This is a genomic window from Lysinibacillus sp. Y5S-8, assembly GCF_036894365.1.
GTDB lineage: Bacteria > Bacillota > Bacilli > Bacillales_A > Planococcaceae > Lysinibacillus > Lysinibacillus fusiformis_D.
Genome location: NZ_CP145889.1, coordinates 3637273 through 3655657, shown reverse-complemented (window position 1 = coordinate 3655657; position 18385 = coordinate 3637273). Strand labels below are relative to the sequence as shown.

Here is an 18385-nt window from a genome sequence, read left to right as displayed (position 1 = left end):
TCTTTCGATAAATCCTTCATCAGAATAACATATTTTGGATTGATTCCAAATACTCGCTCAGACCTATTTCCTTGGTTTTGATTATGAAAGTTAAAATTGCAAAAATCGTCAATACTTTGATGAAGAAAACCAATAAGAAGTATGTTAGACTAAAATGAGGTCGGAAAGGATGCATTAGTCATTTTTTTCATTGAAACTGAAATTTATCATTAAAGGAGAGACTTCCATGTTTCCACAATTAACAACAGACGTACAAGCAGGCGAAGTGCTTGTAGAAATGAACACAACATTAGGTGCTATCAAAATTAAGTTGTTCCCTGAGCATGCACCAAAAACGGTTGAGAACTTTTTAGGGCATGCTAAATCAGGCTACTATAATGGCATTATTTTCCACCGTGTTATTCAAGACTTCATGGTTCAAGGTGGAGACCCAACTGGTACTGGTATGGGTGGAGAATCGATTTGGGGTAATTCTTTTGAAGATGAATTCTCAGATAACTTATTTAACCTGCGCGGTGCGCTATCAATGGCAAATGCGGGTCCAAACACAAATGGCTCTCAATTCTTTATCGTACAAATGAAGCATCTGCCAAGTGATATGCTTCGCCAATTACAAGGAGCTGGTTTCCCAGAGGAGATCATTGAAGCTTATGCACAAAATGGTGGTACACCTTGGTTAGACCATAAACACACAGTATTCGGTCATGTTGTGGAAGGTATGGACATTGTGGACAAAATTGCGGATGTTGAAAAAGATTTCCGCGATAAACCATTAGAAGATGTGAAAATTGAGTCAATTACGGTTTTTGAATAATACTTATAAGGACGTGTAGAGTATGCAAAACTTTATGTACCAATTTTTATATTTCCCTGAAGACAAATCAGGTTATATTCCAGCGGCTTTTGAGTTTTTAATCATGCTTATTCTATGTATTATCGTGTTTATGCTTTTTAGAAAAATTTCTAAGAAACAGGAAATGAAATCAAAAGAAATCGAAGCACGTATTCTAGCAGATAAAAAAAATACAAACAATCAACAAAACATTTAGCTAAAAAAGAATCTGCTTCCCACATTAGATGTTAAGGGTAAGTAGATTCTTTTTTTATAGATCATTTTTTATAACGACGAATCATATTTTGCACCGTCTTGAAGCCAGTGAAACAAACGAGTACAAGCGATAAACCAATCCCACTTAATGCGGTAATAAACGCTAGCCATTCGAATAGTGTATAACTCCAAATACTCTCGAAATCACTGCTATCCTTCCACCCCTCAATAACTAAGTTCATACCGTAAATACCAGATACCACAGTAAATACAGTTAAAATAAACAGTAAATTATTACTTCTATTATCTGATTGATCCTCTTGTGTGCGATACAAACTGTCCAATGTCGCTTTGGTTTCTACATAATGCTCATTAATACGGAACAGCTTTCGTAGCATTTGGGAAATTTCTCTTCCTTCCGTTCGAACAATCACTTCTTCAAAATAATAGCGTGCCGAAAATTTTGTAATTAATTCAATTAATTCATTCACAACGAGCTTATCTTTGCCCCATTTGATTTCACTATATTCATAGGACAACTTTAAGAGCATCATCTTGTAAAAATAATGAATGAAAAGATTATAATAGTGCGTTCCCATAAACTCTTGAATGCTATGTGTACACTTTTCAAAGGGCACATTCGTAAGGGTCATTTGCGCCTGTGCCGAAGTAATAATATAGCTATTGGGTGCCCAACGTGTATGTGCATGGTCTTGCACATATTGCGCAATATATTGAGCGTTTGTGCTGGAAATAAAGGGCTTGCCTGCAGGTGTTCTACCATCTACTTGTCCTAATCGAAATAAATGCTCAGGTAATATATCTGCTTCTTTCTCAGCAATTAAATAGGCAGAGGCATACATCCGCTCATCCTCGAAAAATGGTAATCCTTCGTAGCTATTGTCTTGTTGATGCTGTAAAAAAGGCAGCAAATAGGGGATAAAATAGTTAAATAATAGTTCACTGGTTGAAGAACAATGGCCAAAGGAAAAATGATGACTCGCCCCTTTTTCTTCTCGAAGCTTAGCCTCCAGTACTCTAAAATAGTGAATAAAATTTAAAATGTCACTTATATCATGTGGGGTATCTGTTATATTTGTTCTCACGGTTATAATACCATTTCCAAAAGGACATAGTGTTACATCCATACTCATGATTTCATAATGAATACGACTATCTAGATGATGTAAGGAGCCTTGGGTATAGAATGCTTTTGAAAACCGAATAAAGTCAGGGCTATTCATATCGTATGGGAATAATTTATCCTCTAAAAAGGGATAGAAAAACTGGGCAAGCTCCTCATGGATAATTGCCGTGTCACCGTAAAAGGCATTTTCAAGAGCTGTATTATTTAGAGTGAAAAAAGTAAAACCTTCCTTTAGTAGTACCTCTCCAATTTTTTGACGATTTTTCGTGGAATAGGCAAAGGGAAATAAGAATGTCATATATGCACGTTTAATCATTAATGGCGCTAAGTCCATGAAAACACCTCTTTTTACATCCGATTGATAAGAAACTTTTCCACAAAATCATTATTTTAAACATACAAAAGGATATCTCTAAAAGTTGAGATATCCTTTTTACTGTCATTTTCTATTCAAACACTTTTTTAAAGCGTTTTACACCATCTTGAACGGTTTCAAATGAACAAGCGACATTCATACGTAGGAAGCCATGACCCTCTTCTCCATATTTTGTCCCTGGCTCTAATGCAAGCTTTCCGATTTTTAATAAGCGATTCATGATGTCCTTTTCTTCAAGCTCTAGCTCGCGGTAATCAATCCAGATTAAATAAGTGGATTGTGGTATTGTGACACGAATGCCTGGAAGCTGCTCTAACTCGGCTTTTACATATTCCATATTTGCAGAAATATATGGAAGTAACTCGTCTAACCAAGGAGCTCCTTCTGTATAAGCGGCATGAAGTGCAACAGAGGCAAATGTATTTAATGAGCCTTGTCCACTTGCCATATTTATTGCCTCTAGCTGTAGACGTTTTTTCCTATCTGTTACGATCATATAGGAAACTTGAATTCCTGCTAAATTAAATGTTTTGGTAGGCGCCATGCACGTAATAATGCGATTGATCTCATCACCTGCAACCTTTGCTAGAGGAATATGCTTATCCCCGTTTAACATTAAATCAGCATGTATTTCATCAGAAATAATGATGACATCGTATTTAGCACAAAGTCGTACAATCTCCTTTAAAGTAGCTTCATCCCATACATAGCCTCCTGGATTGTGAGGGTTACATAATATGTAGGCTTTCACATCTTGCGCTAATGCCTGTTCAAAGGCTTCGAAATCATAGCCAATCACACCCTCTTTTTCAACTAATGGGCAGCTTACAACTTCACGACCATTACTTTTGGGGATGTTATAAAATGGTGGGTAGACTGGTGGCGAAATGAGTACTTTGTCACCAGGGTTTGTTAGAGCTACAATGCTATTGGCTAATGCCGCTACAACACCATTACAAAATAGGATAGATTCTTTATCAATATGCCAGTCATGGCGAGTATTTTGCCAGTCTACGATTGACTGAATCGCTTCTTCACCCATAAAACTATAGCCAAAAATAGTTTGTTCAGCGTGTTTCTGTAATGCCTTTGAAACGGCTAGTGGTGCTGCAAAATCCATATCGGCTACCCACATTGGCAAGATATCTGACGCATCATCTAGGCCATATACCTTTTCCATTGCGTCCCATTTTACAGAGTTTGTACATCGACGTTTGAAAGTTTGATCAAAAATAGACAAGCAAATCACTCTTTTCTTTTTTATTTAATATGGTATCATACGGGTATGATCAAAGGATAACAGGTGAGTATTTTGGAAAATATAAAAATGAATCAAGCAGCTGTACATCTGCTAGAGGAGTGGGATCCATTCCACTTAGGTCCAGACCATTATGATACAGAAACGGCAGATGTAGTAGCAGCATTGCAAGGGATAGATGATCCATCGACACTTGCAAAAATTATTCAAGAAACATATGAGCATTCGTTTGAACAATGGATACCATTTGAAGATTGTGTAGCCATTTCTTACAAACTAATTGCTATTAAATTTGAAGCAAAATGTATTATTTAAAATATTTTGCATATTCCTTATAAAAAAAAGGGGGCTGTCATTCGACAACCTCTTTTTTTATGTGCACGTTTGAGGCTAGTTCTTATTTAAATAAAGGTAAAATCCCCTGAATGAAAATAATGAAAATGGCAATTGGAGAAACGAAACGAACTAAAATATACCAGATATTAAACATTAAGCTAGATGCGGCTAATTCCTTACGTGAAATATCCTTCGTATAATAATAACCTGCAAATATAGAAATAAGGAAAGCTCCTATCGGCATGCCGATGCTGTTCGTCAGAAAATCAACAAAGTCAAAAATAGAGCGATCTAATATTTTTACATCTGATAATATACCAAACGACAGCGCACTTGGGATACCGAAAATAAAAATGATGATTCCACCAATCCAAGCAATCTTTCTACGTTTTTCTGGATGGTCTCCAATCGCAATGGCTACAACAATTTCTAACATAGAAATGGAGGAAGTGACGGTAGCAAATAGCAATAGGATGAAAAAAATGGTTAAGAACAGACCACCAAGTGGCAACTGCTCAAAAACAGCTGGCAAAATAATGAAAACAAGGCCAGGCCCTTGGTCAGGTGTATAGCCTAGAGCAAATACTGCGGGGAAAATAACAAGACCCGCAAGTAAAGAAATAATAATATTCATGGAAGCTACATTGATTGCTGAATTACCAATCTTCTCTGTTTTAGACAAATAGGAAGCATATGTAATCATAACGGCAATACCTACACTTAAAGAGAAGAAGGCTTGTCCTAAAGCCATTAAAAATGTTTCAGCGTTAAAGTAAGACCAATCAGGCACAAACATAAATTTAACGCCTTCCATTGCGCCATCTAAAGTTAAAGAGCGTATAACTAAGACAATGAAGAAAATAAAGAGCAAGGGCATCATCCATGTGCTGGCTTTTTCGATTCCACCTTTAATACCTGCCGATACAATCACTACTGTTAATAGCATGAATAGTCCCTGTACTAGAATGGCTTCGGAGGGGCTTGAAATAATATTGGTAAATAAATCTGCGTAGTTCATCTCAGAACTAGCATTTGTTAGCTTAAATGTAATGGCACGACCCAAATAGCTTAAAATCCATCCACCAACAACACTGTAGAACGATAAGATAAGGCCTGCAATCACCATGCCACCCCAGCCAATCAAATACCATGGCTTTCCTGGCGCTTGTTCTTTAAAGGAAGTGACAGCGTCTTTTTGCCCTCGACGACCAATCATAAACTCAGCAATAAGCACTGGTAAGCCGATAAAAAAAGTACATAAAATGAATAATAAAATAAAGACACTACCGCCATTAGTACCTGCCATATAGGGGAATTTCCAAATGGCTCCTAACCCTATAGCACTTCCAGCAGCAGCTAAAATAAAACCGATTTTAGTTGTAAACTGATCTCTCGATGACACGAAAATAAATCCTCCTTATACTAAAGTTTTATTTTACCTCAATATTCTCATAACACAAGCAGATATCAGAAAATTGACGATGGATATTCCTACATCAGCAGCTGTTTAGAAATAGAATAATAACATATTAGGAAGGGTCCTCTTTTTGAGTAAAAGATATATTATTTTTGTAACAATTGGGTATAATATTTCGTTTCACTAACAAAAGGGGGGATCGCTTTGACGGAGTCGGACTTAATAGCAAGGGCCCAACAAGGAGATAAAGAGGCCTATACAGAGCTTATTCGTATCCATCAACGAACTGTTGAAAAATTTGCCTTTCAATGTGGTGTACATAGGAATGATTTAGCTGACGTTTCACAGGAGGTATTTGTCAAATTGTACCGCTTTTTACATCGATTTAAGCAGGATCTATAAAATCACCTTAAATGCTACTCGTGATTACTACCGCAAGGAACAACGACAGCAGGCAAAAGAGAACAAGCTACACGCTCAACAACAAAATAACTATTCATCTGCGGAAGATAATCTTCTTCTATTTGAGGAGGACAGGCTGTTACATAGTGCCATTCAAACTCTTGTTGTAAAGTATCGCTATCCAACAGATCCATCCCAAACAACAATTAAAGTGGGCGTTAAACCAGAATCAATGCAGAAGATTGGACAGCATTTAACCTTCCAGCTAAGTACAATGTCTACAGAAAAAGGCGGAGAACGTTGCATCATTACGGCCATTTCCGAGTAAGGAGATTTTTTGCCCCGTTTTTACACGTATGTTATAATTTAAGCGATATATACGTAGCAAACAAAAAGAAAGTGGGCAAAGGTTATGGTAAAAAAATATGAATTAGGAGACGTGTTGACCGGAAAAGTTACAGGTATTCAACCATACGGTGCATTCGTAGCACTAGATGACAATACGCAAGGCCTTGTGCATATTTCGGAAATAACATACGGCTTTGTTAAAGACGTTAGTGAGTTTTTAGCTGTTGGGCAGGAAGTAGAAGTAAAAATTCTTGAAATCGATGAAGAGGCCGAAAAAATTAGTTTATCGATGAGAGCGCTACAGGAACGCCCCACATCAGTACGAAAAAAAGATGCACCGCCGCGTAAAACATTGCAGGACCGTGTAGATGAATCGGATGCAAATGGTTTTAATTCCTTAAAAGATAAGTTGCAAGACTGGATCGAACAATCAGGACACTAAAAAAACGAGGATACTTTCGACTGAAGGGATCCTCGTTTTTTGCTATTGTTTTTTTATTTTTCGGATTCGATATTGCAGGTTTTGGCGACTCATTCCAAGTGCATTCGCTGCTTTTGTAATATTGCCCTCATATAAATTTAAGACATTTTGCACATAATATGATTCGGCTTCACGCAAATAAGCATCGAGTGGCATGACTTCATGATTTTGATGAAACATAAAAAATTCTGGCTCACGATTGTTTGTGTCTTGCTGTTGTACCTTGAAGCGGAAATGGAGTGGCAATAAATCTGAAGTAACCGTTGACTCTGTTGTCATAAATGAAACGATTTCATCCAATAGCAGCTCAAGTTCCTTAAGATTTCCTGGCCAATCATATTGTAAGAATAATTCCTGTACATCTGGTGCAAGTTCAGTGACTTGGGAGGCAAAGCGTTCTCGATGTCGAGTAAAATAATCATCGACAAATGGAAGAATATCTTCTTTTCGATCCGTTAAATTAGGAATGGTAATAGCCATTGTTGCAAAGAAATAATAAAGTGACTTAGACAGCTTTTTTTCAGCGATCAATGTAATGGGGTCACTGCCCACACTTCCAATCAGCATATATTTGGACTGTGGAAGGGATTGTAGTATAGCTAAAAGTTGTTCCTGAATGTCTAAGCTCAAAAAATCTATGCGTTCAAAGAAAAAGGTATAGTCCGTATCTTCTTCTAACAGTTGCTGTAATTTATCCAGCACGGATTGAGCAGAACGGCGGCTGACAAGCGTCACAAAAGCTTCAGGATCTGGAGAGGCTGCATGGTGGATTCCTTCAGCCACTAAATCTTTCCCTGTGCCAGATTCACCAATTAATAATACAGGTAATTTTACGGCTGCTGCTTTTTTAGCATTCTCGATAACCTGCTTCATTGATTCTGAATCAGCTTTAATCATATCAAATGTTAATGGTTCATCATAACGACGAAGGGGTTGATAAACAAGCTTTTCAAGTGAGGTAATATCTCGAGCAAATTCTATTGCCCCAATGAGTTTACCTTCCACAAAAAGTGGAAAAGTATCATTGATTGTTGTAATTTCATGACCATTTTTATTCCAATAAGATTGTTTAACATTAATTTCTTTTTTTCCTGTTTGTAAAACACGCATTAACGTACTTTCGTGTTGACGGAACGAAAACAATTCAATAATAGAACGATCCGCAAGTTCATCAAAATGAAATCCTTCAATTTCTTTCATTTTTGTATTGTAAATAATCGTTTTACCAGATAGGTCTACTGCATGGATACCAACGGATACATTTGTTGCAATAAACTCATAAAAAGGTAGTAAAGGTTCAGAATTTTTCATAAAAATGTGCACCTCAAAAATTTTTTACTTGAAATATGCAACGAAATTTTGCATTATAATAAGTGTAAGAATATTTTATACGCAAAGATATTTTGCGTCAATGTTTTTTGCATACCCAAATACATCTCACAAGGGAGGATTAAGTATGATTCCATACAAACACGAACCATTCACAGATTTTTCACAAGAGGCAAACTACAATGCTTATGTGGAGGCTTTAAATAAAGTTGAAGGTTACTTAGGTCAAGACTACCCACTTATCATTGGTGGCGAGCGCATTACAACAGAAGATAAAATCGTTTCGTACAATCCTGCAAAGAAAACAGAAGTGATCGGCCGTGTGTCAAAAGCAAGCAAAGAGTTAGCTGAAAAAGCGATGCAAGCAGCGGATGAAACATTCAAAACATGGAAAAAAGTTGACCCTGCGATTCGTGCTGACGTTTTATTCAAAGCAGCAGCTATTATTCGTCGTCGTAAACATGAATTCTCTGCATTATTAACAAAAGAAGCAGGGAAACCTTGGGCAGAGGCAGATGCAGATACAGCGGAAGCAATCGACTTCTTGGAATACTATGGTCGCCAAATGCTACGCATTAAAGGCGGTCAACCAGTAGAAAGCCGTCCAGGTGAATATAACCGTTATGACTATATTCCACTAGGAATCGGTATCGTTATTTCTCCTTGGAACTTCCCATTTGCCATCATGGCTGGTACAACAGTGGCCGCTTTAGTAACAGGGAACACAGTCTTATTAAAACCAGCTTCTACAACACCAGTAGTGGCGTATAAATTTATCGAAGTATTAGAAGAAGCAGGTCTTCCAGCAGGTGCCGTGAACTTCGTACCAGGTTCTGGTGCTGAAGTAGGCGACTACTTAGTCGATCATCCAAAAACACGCTTCATCAGCTTCACAGGTTCACGTGATGTTGGTTTACGTATCAACCAACGTGCTTCTGTATTAAATGATGGTCAAATTTGGATTAAACGTGTCATCGCTGAAATGGGCGGAAAAGATACAATCGTGGTTGATAAAGAAGCAGACTTAGAATTAGCTGCACAATCAATCGTCAAATCAGCATTTGGCTTCTCAGGTCAAAAATGTTCAGCATGTTCTCGTGCAGTCATCGTAGAAGATGTATATGAGCAAGTTGTTAATCGTGTAGAAGAATTAACAAATGCTTTAACAGTTGGAGATCCAACAGATTTCAGCAACTTCATGGCAACGGTTATTGACCAAGCGGCATTCAACAAAATTACGGAATACATCGAAATCGGTAAAGGCGAAGGTCGTCTAGTGGCTGGTGGTACAGCAGATGATTCAGTTGGTTACTTCGTACAGCCAACTGTATTCGCAGACGTAGAACCTTCTGCACGTATTATGAAAGAAGAAATCTTCGGGCCAGTGGTAGCGATCGCAAAAGCAAAAGATTTCGATCACGCAATTGAAATTGCGAACGATACAGAATACGGTTTAACAGGTGCAGTCATCACGAAAAACCGTGTGAACTTAGAAAAAGCACGTGAAGAATTCCATGTAGGAAACCTTTACTTCAATCGTGGCTGTACAGGTGCCATCGTTGGCTACCAACCATTTGGTGGCTTCAACATGTCAGGTACAGACTCAAAAGCAGGTGGCCCAGACTACCTACAACTGCACATGCAAGCAAAAACAACTTCAGAAATGCTTTAATTTTATATTGACGTTAGGGCTACTCTAATAAGTAGAAATTAAAGCATTATGACAGGATTTGCAAAACTTCTCCAGGTAATACTATCCCTGGCTAAAACCGTAGACACTCATGACGAGGTAGTTTATTTTGGAGAAGTGAGCAAATTTATGGTATGAATTGTTGCTGAATTCTTAATTATTCTACTCATAGAGATACATAGTCCCTATCTTCCATAGATTTTTCATCATGATTTAGTAAGGAGAGAATAGGATATGACAAAAACTCAACAAGTTATTGAACAAACACAAAATTATGGTGCAGCAAACTATCATCCACTGCCAATCGTAATTTCAGAGGCTGAGGGTGCTTGGGTTAAAGATCCAGAAGGCAACAAATATTTAGATATGCTATCAGCTTATTCAGCTGTAAACCAAGGACACCGTCACCCAAAAATTATTGCTGCTTTAAAAGAACAAGCTGATAAAGTAACGTTAACTTCACGTGCATTTTACAGCGAAAATCTTGGTGAATGGTATGAGCTAGTAGGAAAATTAACAAATAAAGAAATGGTATTACCAATGAATACTGGTGCTGAAGCAGTAGAAACGGCCTTTAAAGCAGCTCGTCGTTGGGCATATGATGTAAAAGGCGTAGAAGATGGCAAGGCTGAAGTTATTGCATGTAATGGTAACTTCCACGGTCGTACAATGCTTGCTGTATCTTTATCTTCTGACGAAGAATACCGTCGTGGCTTCGGTCCAATGTTACCAAACGTTAAATTAGTAGACTATGGTAATCTTGAAGCATTAAAGGCAGCTATTACACCAAACACTGCAGCATTCTTAATCGAACCAATTCAAGGCGAAGCTGGTATTGTCATTCCAACAGAAGGCTTCTTAAAAGCTGCTCGTGAACTTTGCCGTGAAAACAACGTATTATTCATTGCTGACGAAATTCAAGCAGGTCTAGCACGTACTGGTAAAATGTTTGCTTGTGATTGGGAAGAAGTAGAACCAGATATGTACATCTTAGGTAAAGCACTAGGTGGCGGTGTATTCCCTATTTCTTGCGTGGCTGCAAACCGTAGCATTTTAGGTGTATTCAACCCAGGTTCACATGGTTCAACTTTCGGAGGTAATCCTTTAGCTTGTGCAGTTTCAATTGCATCTATTAAAGTTTTATTAGATGAAAAATTAGCAGAGCGTTCACACGAACTTGGTGAATACTTCAAAGGTAAATTAAAAGAAATTAACAACCCTGTTATTAAGGATGTACGTGGTCGCGGTTTATTTATCGGTATGGAGCTAACAGAAGCAGCTCGTCCATACTGTGAAAAACTTAAAGAATTAGGTCTATTATGTAAAGAAACACATGATACAGTAATTCGTTTTGCCCCACCACTTGTTATTTCTCAAGAGGATTTAGATTGGTCAATTGAACAAATTGAAAAAGTATTTAAACTTTAACAAAATGTTCACATTTTAATTCGGAAGTATGTTACAATGATGCCGATAACTATCATTAAAAAAAACAAAGAGGCGATTTAATAATGTCTGAAAACTTAAATCTTTTCACATCAACTCAAGATGTCATTCAAGATGCTCTAAATAAACTTGGCTATGATGAAGCAATGTATGAATTACTAAAAGAACCGCTTCGCATGCTACAAGTACGCATTCCAGTGAAAATGGATGATGGTACAACAAAAGTATTTACTGGTTACCGTGCACAACATAATGATGCTGTAGGACCAACTAAAGGTGGGGTTCGTTTCCACCCACAAGTGTCTGAGGAGGAAGTTAAAGCGCTTTCAATGTGGATGACATTGAAATGTGGTATTGTCGATCTACCATACGGTGGTGGTAAAGGCGGTGTCATTTGTGATCCTCGTCAAATGTCTATGGGCGAAATCGAACGTTTAAGCCGTGGTTATGTACGTGCAGTAAGTCAAATCGTAGGACCAACAAAAGATATTCCTGCGCCAGACGTATTTACAAATGCACAAATTATGGCATGGATGATGGATGAATATAGCCGCATGGATGAATTCAACTCTCCAGGCTTCATCACTGGGAAGCCACTAGTACTTGGTGGTTCTCAAGGTCGTGATCGTGCGACTGCACAAGGTGTTACAATCGTAATCGAAGAAGCAGCGAAAAAACGTGGCATTGACATTAAAGGTGCTCGCGTTGTGATTCAAGGATTTGGTAACGCAGGTAGCTTCCTTGCGAAATTCATGCATGATTTAGGTGCAAAAGTAATCGGTATTTCAGATGCTTATGGTGCACTGCATGATCCTGAAGGTTTAGATATCGACTATTTATTAGATCGTCGTGATAGCTTCGGAACAGTAACAACGTTATTTGAAAACACGATTTCAAATAAAGAATTATTAGAGCTTGATTGTGATATTTTAGTGCCAGCTGCTATTGAAAACCAAATTACTGCTGACAATGCACACAATATTAAAGCCACTATCGTAGTAGAAGCAGCAAACGGTCCAACAACATCTGAAGCAACTAAAATCTTAACAGAACGTGGCATTTTACTTGTACCAGACGTATTAGCCTCTGCTGGTGGTGTGACAGTTTCTTACTTTGAATGGGTACAAAATAACCAAGGTTATTATTGGACAGAAGAAGAAGTTGAAGAGCGACTATACAAAAAAATGGTTGAAGCATTTGACAATGTTTATACAACAGCAACAACACGTAACATCAACATGCGCTTAGCGGCTTATATGGTAGGTGTTCGCCGTACTGCTGAAGCTTCACGCTTCCGTGGATGGGTTTAAGTAGAAGATAAATGAAATGAAACGAGTCATTCCTATAATAATGGGGTGACTCGTTTTTTCTTGTTTATTTGTTTGAATAAGGTGCTCGAGGCGCTGTTGTACTAATCTAAGTAGTAATGACGCTAATGAGTATACGCAATATTCCATTTATATAGAGGGTGACTCAACAAAATCTGAACAATCACTAGTATTATGATTGCAAAGTCGGCGTTTAATCTTTGCTTTCTCCAATATAAATATGAGAAAATCCAACTAGGAAGGGGCGAATTAAATGGATTCATTTACATTTTTTAACCCAGTGAAGCTCCATTTTGGTGAAGATGCACTGGAAAAATTACCGAACGAATTAGCGCAATATGGCGAGAAGGTACTAGTTGTCTATGGTGGCGGAAGCATCAAAGCGAATGGTGTTTACAATGCTGTTATAGAGAAATTACAACAGGCAAATAAAACAATAGTTGAGTTAAGTGGTGTTGAACCAAATCCACGTGTGGAAACAGCGAGACGTGGTATTGAAATTTGTAAAACTGAAGGTATCGATTTAGTGCTAGCTGTTGGTGGCGGCTCTGTTATCGATTGTTCCAAATTAATTGCTGCTGGTGCAAAATATAATGGTGATGCTTGGGATATCGTAAAACGTAAGGTAATTGTAGAGCAAGCCATACCGTTAGGAACGGTATTAACGCTTGCAGCTACTGGTTCTGAAATGAACTCAGGATCTGTTATTACGAATGCAGCTACCGAAGAAAAACTAAGCTGGGGTAGTCCAGCGACATTCCCGAAATTTTCAATACTGAATCCAGTCTTTACTGTGACGGTACCTAAAAACCACACCGTTTATGGAATCGTTGATATGATGTCACATGTTTTCGAACAATATTTCCATAACACAACGAATACCCCGATTACAGATGAAATGTGTGAAGGAGTATTACGAACGGTTATTACGACAGCGCCCAAATTACTTGAGGATTTAGAGAATACGACATTACGTGAAACGATTTTATTGGCGGGGACAATTGGTTTAAATGGATTCTTATCAATCGGCTCTCGTGGTGATTGGGCATCTCATAATATTGAGCATGCTGTATCCGCTGTATTCGATATTCCACATGCAGGGGGATTAGCTATCCTCCAGCCACATTGGATGCGTTTAAATGTGCCTGTGAATCCTGAGCGTTTTGCGGGTATAGCAACACGTGTATTTGGGGTCGACGCAACAGGCAAGACAGTAGAAGAAGTTGCTTACGAAGGAATCGATCGTTTATCAGCATTTTGGACGTCATTAGGGGCGCCTAATCGCTTGGCTGATTATGATATTGATGATTCGAAATTCCAACAGATTGTAGAGCATGCTATGCAGAACGGTCCTTTTGGAAACTTTAATAAACTGCAAGAGGAAGATGTAAGAACCATTTTACAAAATTCTCTTTAAAACAATGAGTGTGAGGCTATGATTTATGGTCTTGCACGCATTGTTTTTTTAGGTTTCATGAATCGAAATGTTAAGAAAAATTAACGATTCATGTTGAATTTTGTCGTAGAAGTTTCTTAAGTCCTGCGATATAGTGAAATAGATAGATGAATAAGATAGTAGAAATATTATTTTCATTGTTTTTAAGTGAGAAAAGTCATGTGAAAATTGAATTGTTGGTTAATTATTGAAAACAATATTACTTTTGAATAAGAAGAAAAGTATTTTTGTCGTAATTGCTCGAATGATGTAAAGATGTTCAGAAATTGTTCAGCCATCTTTATTAAAATAATGACAATTTAAAACAAAGGGGAGAGGGATCAAATGTTGAAACGATTGTTAGAGAAGCGCATTGTTACATTAAATTGTGTGGAGATACCATTTCAACAGCATGTTTATAAAATGCAAAATTGTGTAGAGGTATTGGGAATTGAAGCGAAATCTCTACAAATTGAAAATAATAAAATTATCACAGGATACATTGATGATCAAAGTATATTTTTCAAAAGCTTACGTTTTGGGCAAACGATTATTCATTTTTCGGATGATGTAAATAAAGCAATTGTACAATTATTTGTTCGTCCTTCTGGAGAAATTGTTATAGAAGTAAAGCCTTATTTAGGAGAAGCTGAAATTGTCACTGTTTATTATCGAACAATTTTAGCGGATACATTTATCGCAATTGATTTAAAAGGTGCTTTAAAACATTATCTGGTGGCCCATCAATTCATGAACAGAGAAGATTCGATTGCAGAGGTGCACTATCAATCCATGCATCCAAATGTTTTAAAGGATTCTTTTGCTGGACATTTTGTATTAGGTTGTCATACGGATGGCAGAGAAATTCAAAATGCTAATGAATATGCTTTAGCTAACCGTCAAGCTTCATTACAATTTTCGAAAATCATCATTCTACAAAGGGGTCAGAGAAAGGCGATAGCCTGTGACAGACTGCTTACTTTTATGATTACCAACCATGTCTTTGTAGGGTACGAGGATATACCTGATTATCAAAATGAAGTTGCAAATTATGTAAAACGAGATTGTTTAATACCAGTATAACAAATAGCCAACTGCCTGAAATATGGCAATTGGCTATTTGTTTTCTTTAAATGATTATATGGTGTCTTTTGGTTTTTCGTTAACATGTACCCAATTTGTTTTTCCATCATCTTCATCAAATAAAATCGCTACTTTCGATACCCCTTTTTGGCTTAAGATGACCTCTGTTAAATGGTCACGTACGTCATCTAAAAAAGCCAGCGATAAATGAGGATCCGCTTCAGCTACTAATTCGACATGCAAAAATTCTCCTTCTTTAATTACTTCAAGGCGGAAGATATCTTTAATATTGGGATCATCCATTACAATATGGGCGATGTGATTTAACATTTCCTCGTCAGTCTCCCCAATGACGCCACGAGCGTTATCTAGAAATACTTTACCGACAACATAAAACATCATCGCGCCAATAATCATTGAAACAAGACCTTCTATTCGGCCCCAACCAGTAAAGTAGGCAATCAAAATGGCAGCAAAGGCTAAAAAGTTTCCGCTAGTAGCAACTAAATCTTCCATAAACACTAATTTGGTTGCAGGCTTTGCACGATTTAAATAAGAAAACGCTTTTGGAATTGTGGAGAGACCTGCCTTTTCTTGACCCGCTTCATGCAGCACTTCAGCAGCTGCTTTGGCAAGCACTGTACCCTCTAAAACAATCCCTATGAATAATACCCCGAGTGCAATTAGTATCCCACTAGACTCTCCAGTAGGATGAATAAAATGATGCCAACCTTCTTTTATCGTTTCATAAGAAAGGATAGCTACAATAATGACAGCAAATAAGCAGACTAAATTGACAATTCGACCGAAACCACCGGGAAATTGTTTTGTAGGTGCCTTTTTTGAAAGTGCTGAGCCTATATACACAAATAATTGATTTGCTGCATCACCGAGAGAGTGCATCATTTCTGCAAACATGGCAACATTACCAGTTAAGAAAAAGGCGACTCCTTTGATGATTCCTAAAAAGGTATTGACACATGCTGCCAATAGGGAGGGTTTGTTGCCATCCTTTAGTAATTTTAATAGTTCTGCCATAAAAATCCTCCAACTAGTTTAAAATTTCCATTTCGATTTTTTCTATATAAGATAGTGCTCGTAATGAACGATAAAATGATAATAGGTTATCAGAGACAATTAAGGATAGACGCAAATCCAATTCATGTAAAACATTATCATTTTTTAAAGGTACATCTTTAATGCGGATATTTTCGATGATAATGTTGTTGTCCTTTAAAAATAATAGAAATGATTCCGTATGGTTGTCATCATCAATTTGGACTTTTAATAAAATTTCTCGCATTCTAATTCGCTTAGGTCCAATTTTCATCAGGAAAGGCGATAGTATTTCAATGCCGAACACAATAATTACAACAGCTAGCGTTGCATCCATATAAAATCCTGCACCAACTGCAATACCGATACCAGCGGCTCCCCATATCATGGCTGCAGTTGTTAATCCCGTAATGCTATCATTGCCACGTCTTAAAATGACACCTGCTCCAAGAAACCCAATCCCGCTGACAATTTGTGCAGCTAAACGGAGAGGATCCATCGTAATATTAATATCTTCTCTGGAAGGAGTTGAGTATGCTGTTTCAATGGAGATAATGGTTAGTAGGCAGCTGAAAGTAGCAATAACTAAACTGGTTTTTAATCCAACTGGCTTCTTCTTTAATTCCCTTTCGATACCGATCACTAAACTTAATGTGGCTGCAATAATTAATTTTATGCCAACTTCATATGTAATCATATTTTCCAATAATGTTTCCATACACAACCCTCCATAGATATTTCGTATTGCTAAGAGATATGCAAGCTGTCATTATTATATGTGCATTACTTTTTTGTATTGTACATCATGGAAGTAAGGAAATATAATTATTTTTTTCTTGATTAAGCAGATGTTTTTTTGGAAATGAAAGAGAAGCATCAGACGTAGAAAATCTCCTTCTTGTATTGAATGGAGTGGAGCTTGTTTTTCAGCGGGGATTCAAACGCCTCGTGAAATAGGGGAACCTATGTCCTAAGGTAATGTGTTTGCATGAGGTAGATCAATTAACTGTTGTTACAAGACGTAATAACTTCTGGGGAGTCAGTTTGAATATTACGCGCGAGGCATCAATGATGGAGGTGAGATTTTTGGAGCAACCTAAAATTCATCCATACATCCCAATCGTAATTGGTGTTATTTCAGTATCAATGTCCGCTATTTTTGTGAAATTAGCATCAGCGGAAGCTGGCATCATAGCTTTTTATCGTATGCTATTTTCTGTTTTAATAATGGCACCGTTATTTTTGAGGAAGTATACAAAGGAGTTAACAGCTTTAAGGAGACGTGATTGGTTATTTTCTTCAGTTGCGGGAATCTTTTTAGCTTTCCATTTTATTTTATGGTTTGAATCACTCAACTATACTTCAGTAGCAAGCTCTACAGTTTTGGTGACATTACAGCCGTTGTTTGCATTTGTGGGAACATACTTTTTCTTTAAAGAGAAGATAACAAAGAAAACGATCGTTGCAGGTACCATCGCCATAGTAGGCAGTGTGTTAATCAGTTGGGGAGATTTTAAAGTAAGTGGAACAGCTTTTTATGGAGATATACTTGCGCTCATTGCTTGTGCGCTTGCCACGGCTTATTTTCTATTAGGACAGGATGTGCGTAAAAGATTATCTTTAATGACGTATACGATGGTTGTGTATGTTGTGTGTACCATTACTTTACTTTTTTATGTATTGATTAAAGGAGAATCTTTTGGTCCATACTCTTCGATGGATTGGTTATGGTTTTTCTTATTAGCGTTAGTCCCTAATTTATTGGGTCATACTCTATTTAATTGGTCTATTAAATATGTTAGTACGAATGTTGTTTCAATCGCTATATTATTTGAACCTATAGGGGCAGCTCTTTTAGCCTTGGTGATATTTAAAGAGTATTTGATTATGACACAAATCATTGGTGGATTGATTGTTTTAGCAGGGATTCTATTGTTTGTCATCGATGTTAAAAAGATTTTTAATTTTTTTATGAAAAATGCTTGATTTTTATAATGCTATATTATATATTATTACTTGTCCTTAACAAGAAGGAACGCTTGAAAATAAAGTTTTAAAAAGTTGTTGACTTCTTGTTGTGAACAAGATATGATAATAAAGTCGCTGAAAACGACTTGAATAAAATGAACCTTGAAAACTGAACAAGCAAAACGTAATCAATAAAGTTTCAAATAACTAGCTTTAGTTAGTGAACGAAACAAAAAT

The 18385-nt window shown here is 37.2% G+C and carries 18 protein-coding genes; 12 read left to right on the top strand and 6 right to left on the bottom strand.

The window, feature by feature from the left end:
* Nucleotides 1–226 precede the first annotated feature (226 nt).
* The gene (locus V6670_RS17855; RefSeq protein ID WP_036118107.1) at nt 227–814 is read left to right on the top strand and encodes a peptidylprolyl isomerase; all 588 of its coding nucleotides are present in this window, start codon (nt 227–229) and stop codon (nt 812–814) included.
* 22 nt (nt 815–836) lie between these two features.
* Nucleotides 837–1049: a hypothetical protein gene (locus tag V6670_RS17850; protein ID WP_036118109.1), complete on the top strand. Its 213-nt coding sequence runs from the start codon at nt 837–839 to the stop codon at nt 1047–1049.
* Nucleotides 1050–1110: 61 nt separating this feature from the next.
* Here V6670_RS17850 and V6670_RS17845 read toward each other — a convergent pair whose 3' ends face one another.
* Together V6670_RS17845 and V6670_RS17840 are read right to left on the bottom strand one after the other, a co-directional pair.
* Complete coding sequence (locus V6670_RS17845; protein WP_338651792.1) at nt 1111–2529, bottom strand: hypothetical protein; 1419 nt, start codon at nt 2527–2529, stop codon at nt 1111–1113.
* A gap of 112 nt (nt 2530–2641) precedes the next feature.
* Nucleotides 2642–3811: a MalY/PatB family protein gene (locus tag V6670_RS17840; protein ID WP_338651791.1), complete on the bottom strand. Its 1170-nt coding sequence runs from the start codon at nt 3809–3811 to the stop codon at nt 2642–2644.
* A gap of 72 nt (nt 3812–3883) precedes the next feature.
* Here V6670_RS17840 and V6670_RS17835 point away from each other — a divergent pair, with 72 nt between their 5' ends.
* Nucleotides 3884–4144, top strand: a complete 261-nt coding sequence (locus tag V6670_RS17835; RefSeq protein WP_080717041.1) for a DUF1871 family protein — start codon at nt 3884–3886, stop codon at nt 4142–4144.
* 82 nt (nt 4145–4226) lie between these two features.
* Here the strand turns inward: V6670_RS17835 and V6670_RS17830 are convergent, their stop codons facing one another.
* The gene (locus V6670_RS17830) at nt 4227–5567 is read right to left on the bottom strand and encodes a sodium-dependent transporter (RefSeq protein WP_036119854.1); all 1341 of its coding nucleotides are present in this window, start codon (nt 5565–5567) and stop codon (nt 4227–4229) included.
* A 219-nt stretch (nt 5568–5786) separates the two neighbouring features.
* Between V6670_RS17830 and V6670_RS17825 the strand changes: the two genes are divergently transcribed.
* From V6670_RS17825 to yugI, 3 genes are all read left to right on the top strand, one after another.
* Nucleotides 5787–5984 (top strand): sigma factor, encoded by a 198-nt coding sequence (locus tag V6670_RS17825; RefSeq protein ID WP_338651790.1) that lies wholly within the window; start codon nt 5787–5789, stop codon nt 5982–5984.
* Complete coding sequence (locus V6670_RS17820) at nt 5938–6312, top strand: hypothetical protein (RefSeq protein ID WP_338651789.1); 375 nt, start codon at nt 5938–5940, stop codon at nt 6310–6312. The genes V6670_RS17825 and V6670_RS17820 overlap by 47 nt, the downstream gene beginning before the upstream one ends.
* 84 nt (nt 6313–6396) lie before the next feature.
* On the top strand, nt 6397–6774 hold the full coding sequence (yugI, locus tag V6670_RS17815) for a S1 domain-containing post-transcriptional regulator GSP13 (protein WP_036119858.1): 378 nt from the start codon (nt 6397–6399) through the stop codon (nt 6772–6774).
* Between the two features lie 42 nt (nt 6775–6816).
* On the opposite strand, the gene V6670_RS17810 is transcribed toward yugI, so the two are convergent.
* On the bottom strand, nt 6817–8124 hold the full coding sequence (locus V6670_RS17810; RefSeq protein WP_141905889.1) for a sigma 54-interacting transcriptional regulator: 1308 nt from the start codon (nt 8122–8124) through the stop codon (nt 6817–6819).
* 145 nt (nt 8125–8269) lie between these two features.
* On the opposite strand from V6670_RS17810, the gene pruA reads away from it, so the two are divergent.
* From pruA to V6670_RS17785, 5 genes are all read left to right on the top strand, one after another.
* Nucleotides 8270–9814, top strand: a complete 1545-nt coding sequence (gene pruA / locus V6670_RS17805) for an L-glutamate gamma-semialdehyde dehydrogenase (protein ID WP_036119871.1) — start codon at nt 8270–8272, stop codon at nt 9812–9814.
* A 252-nt stretch (nt 9815–10066) separates the two neighbouring features.
* Entirely contained in the window at nt 10067–11260 is a 1194-nt protein-coding gene (locus tag V6670_RS17800; RefSeq protein WP_338651788.1) for an ornithine--oxo-acid transaminase, read from the top strand.
* A gap of 83 nt (nt 11261–11343) precedes the next feature.
* Complete coding sequence (locus V6670_RS17795) at nt 11344–12588, top strand: Glu/Leu/Phe/Val dehydrogenase (RefSeq protein ID WP_036119879.1); 1245 nt, start codon at nt 11344–11346, stop codon at nt 12586–12588.
* A 271-nt stretch (nt 12589–12859) separates the two neighbouring features.
* The gene (locus tag V6670_RS17790) at nt 12860–14023 is read left to right on the top strand and encodes an iron-containing alcohol dehydrogenase (protein ID WP_338651787.1); all 1164 of its coding nucleotides are present in this window, start codon (nt 12860–12862) and stop codon (nt 14021–14023) included.
* A 363-nt stretch (nt 14024–14386) separates the two neighbouring features.
* Complete coding sequence (locus V6670_RS17785; protein WP_338651786.1) at nt 14387–15124, top strand: hypothetical protein; 738 nt, start codon at nt 14387–14389, stop codon at nt 15122–15124.
* 54 nt (nt 15125–15178) lie between these two features.
* Here V6670_RS17785 and V6670_RS17780 read toward each other — a convergent pair whose 3' ends face one another.
* Both V6670_RS17780 and V6670_RS17775 read right to left on the bottom strand, forming a co-directional pair.
* The gene (locus V6670_RS17780; protein ID WP_036119886.1) at nt 15179–16162 is read right to left on the bottom strand and encodes a cation diffusion facilitator family transporter; all 984 of its coding nucleotides are present in this window, start codon (nt 16160–16162) and stop codon (nt 15179–15181) included.
* Between the two features lie 13 nt (nt 16163–16175).
* Nucleotides 16176–16898, bottom strand: coding sequence for an MgtC/SapB family protein (locus V6670_RS17775; protein ID WP_036119888.1), 723 nt, complete (start codon nt 16896–16898; stop codon nt 16176–16178).
* Nucleotides 16899–17266: 368 nt separating this feature from the next.
* Between V6670_RS17775 and V6670_RS17770 the strand changes: the two genes are divergently transcribed.
* Nucleotides 17267–18166 (top strand): DMT family transporter, encoded by a 900-nt coding sequence (locus V6670_RS17770; RefSeq protein ID WP_141905892.1) that lies wholly within the window; start codon nt 17267–17269, stop codon nt 18164–18166.
* Nucleotides 18167–18385: the final 219 nt, after the last annotated feature.

Excerpts from the sequence above, each read along its gene's own strand:
- V6670_RS17775 (WP_036119888.1), bottom strand. The coding sequence starts at position 16,898 with ATGGAAACATTATTGGAAAATATGATTACATATGAAGTTGGCATAAAA.
- V6670_RS17845 (WP_338651792.1), bottom strand. The coding sequence starts at position 2,529 with ATGGACTTAGCGCCATTAATGATTAAACGTGCATATATGACATTCTTA.
- V6670_RS17785 (WP_338651786.1), top strand. The coding sequence starts at position 14,387 with ATGTTGAAACGATTGTTAGAGAAGCGCATTGTTACATTAAATTGTGTG.
- V6670_RS17810 (WP_141905889.1), bottom strand. The coding sequence starts at position 8,124 with ATGAAAAATTCTGAACCTTTACTACCTTTTTATGAGTTTATTGCAACA.
- V6670_RS17795 (WP_036119879.1), top strand. The coding sequence starts at position 11,344 with ATGTCTGAAAACTTAAATCTTTTCACATCAACTCAAGATGTCATTCAA.
- V6670_RS17780 (WP_036119886.1), bottom strand. The coding sequence starts at position 16,162 with ATGGCAGAACTATTAAAATTACTAAAGGATGGCAACAAACCCTCCCTA.
- V6670_RS17800 (WP_338651788.1), top strand. The coding sequence starts at position 10,067 with ATGACAAAAACTCAACAAGTTATTGAACAAACACAAAATTATGGTGCA.
- V6670_RS17850 (WP_036118109.1), top strand. The coding sequence starts at position 837 with ATGCAAAACTTTATGTACCAATTTTTATATTTCCCTGAAGACAAATCA.
- V6670_RS17790 (WP_338651787.1), top strand. The coding sequence starts at position 12,860 with ATGGATTCATTTACATTTTTTAACCCAGTGAAGCTCCATTTTGGTGAA.
- pruA (WP_036119871.1), top strand. The coding sequence starts at position 8,270 with ATGATTCCATACAAACACGAACCATTCACAGATTTTTCACAAGAGGCA.
- V6670_RS17855 (WP_036118107.1), top strand. The coding sequence starts at position 227 with ATGTTTCCACAATTAACAACAGACGTACAAGCAGGCGAAGTGCTTGTA.
- yugI (WP_036119858.1), top strand. The coding sequence starts at position 6,397 with ATGGTAAAAAAATATGAATTAGGAGACGTGTTGACCGGAAAAGTTACA.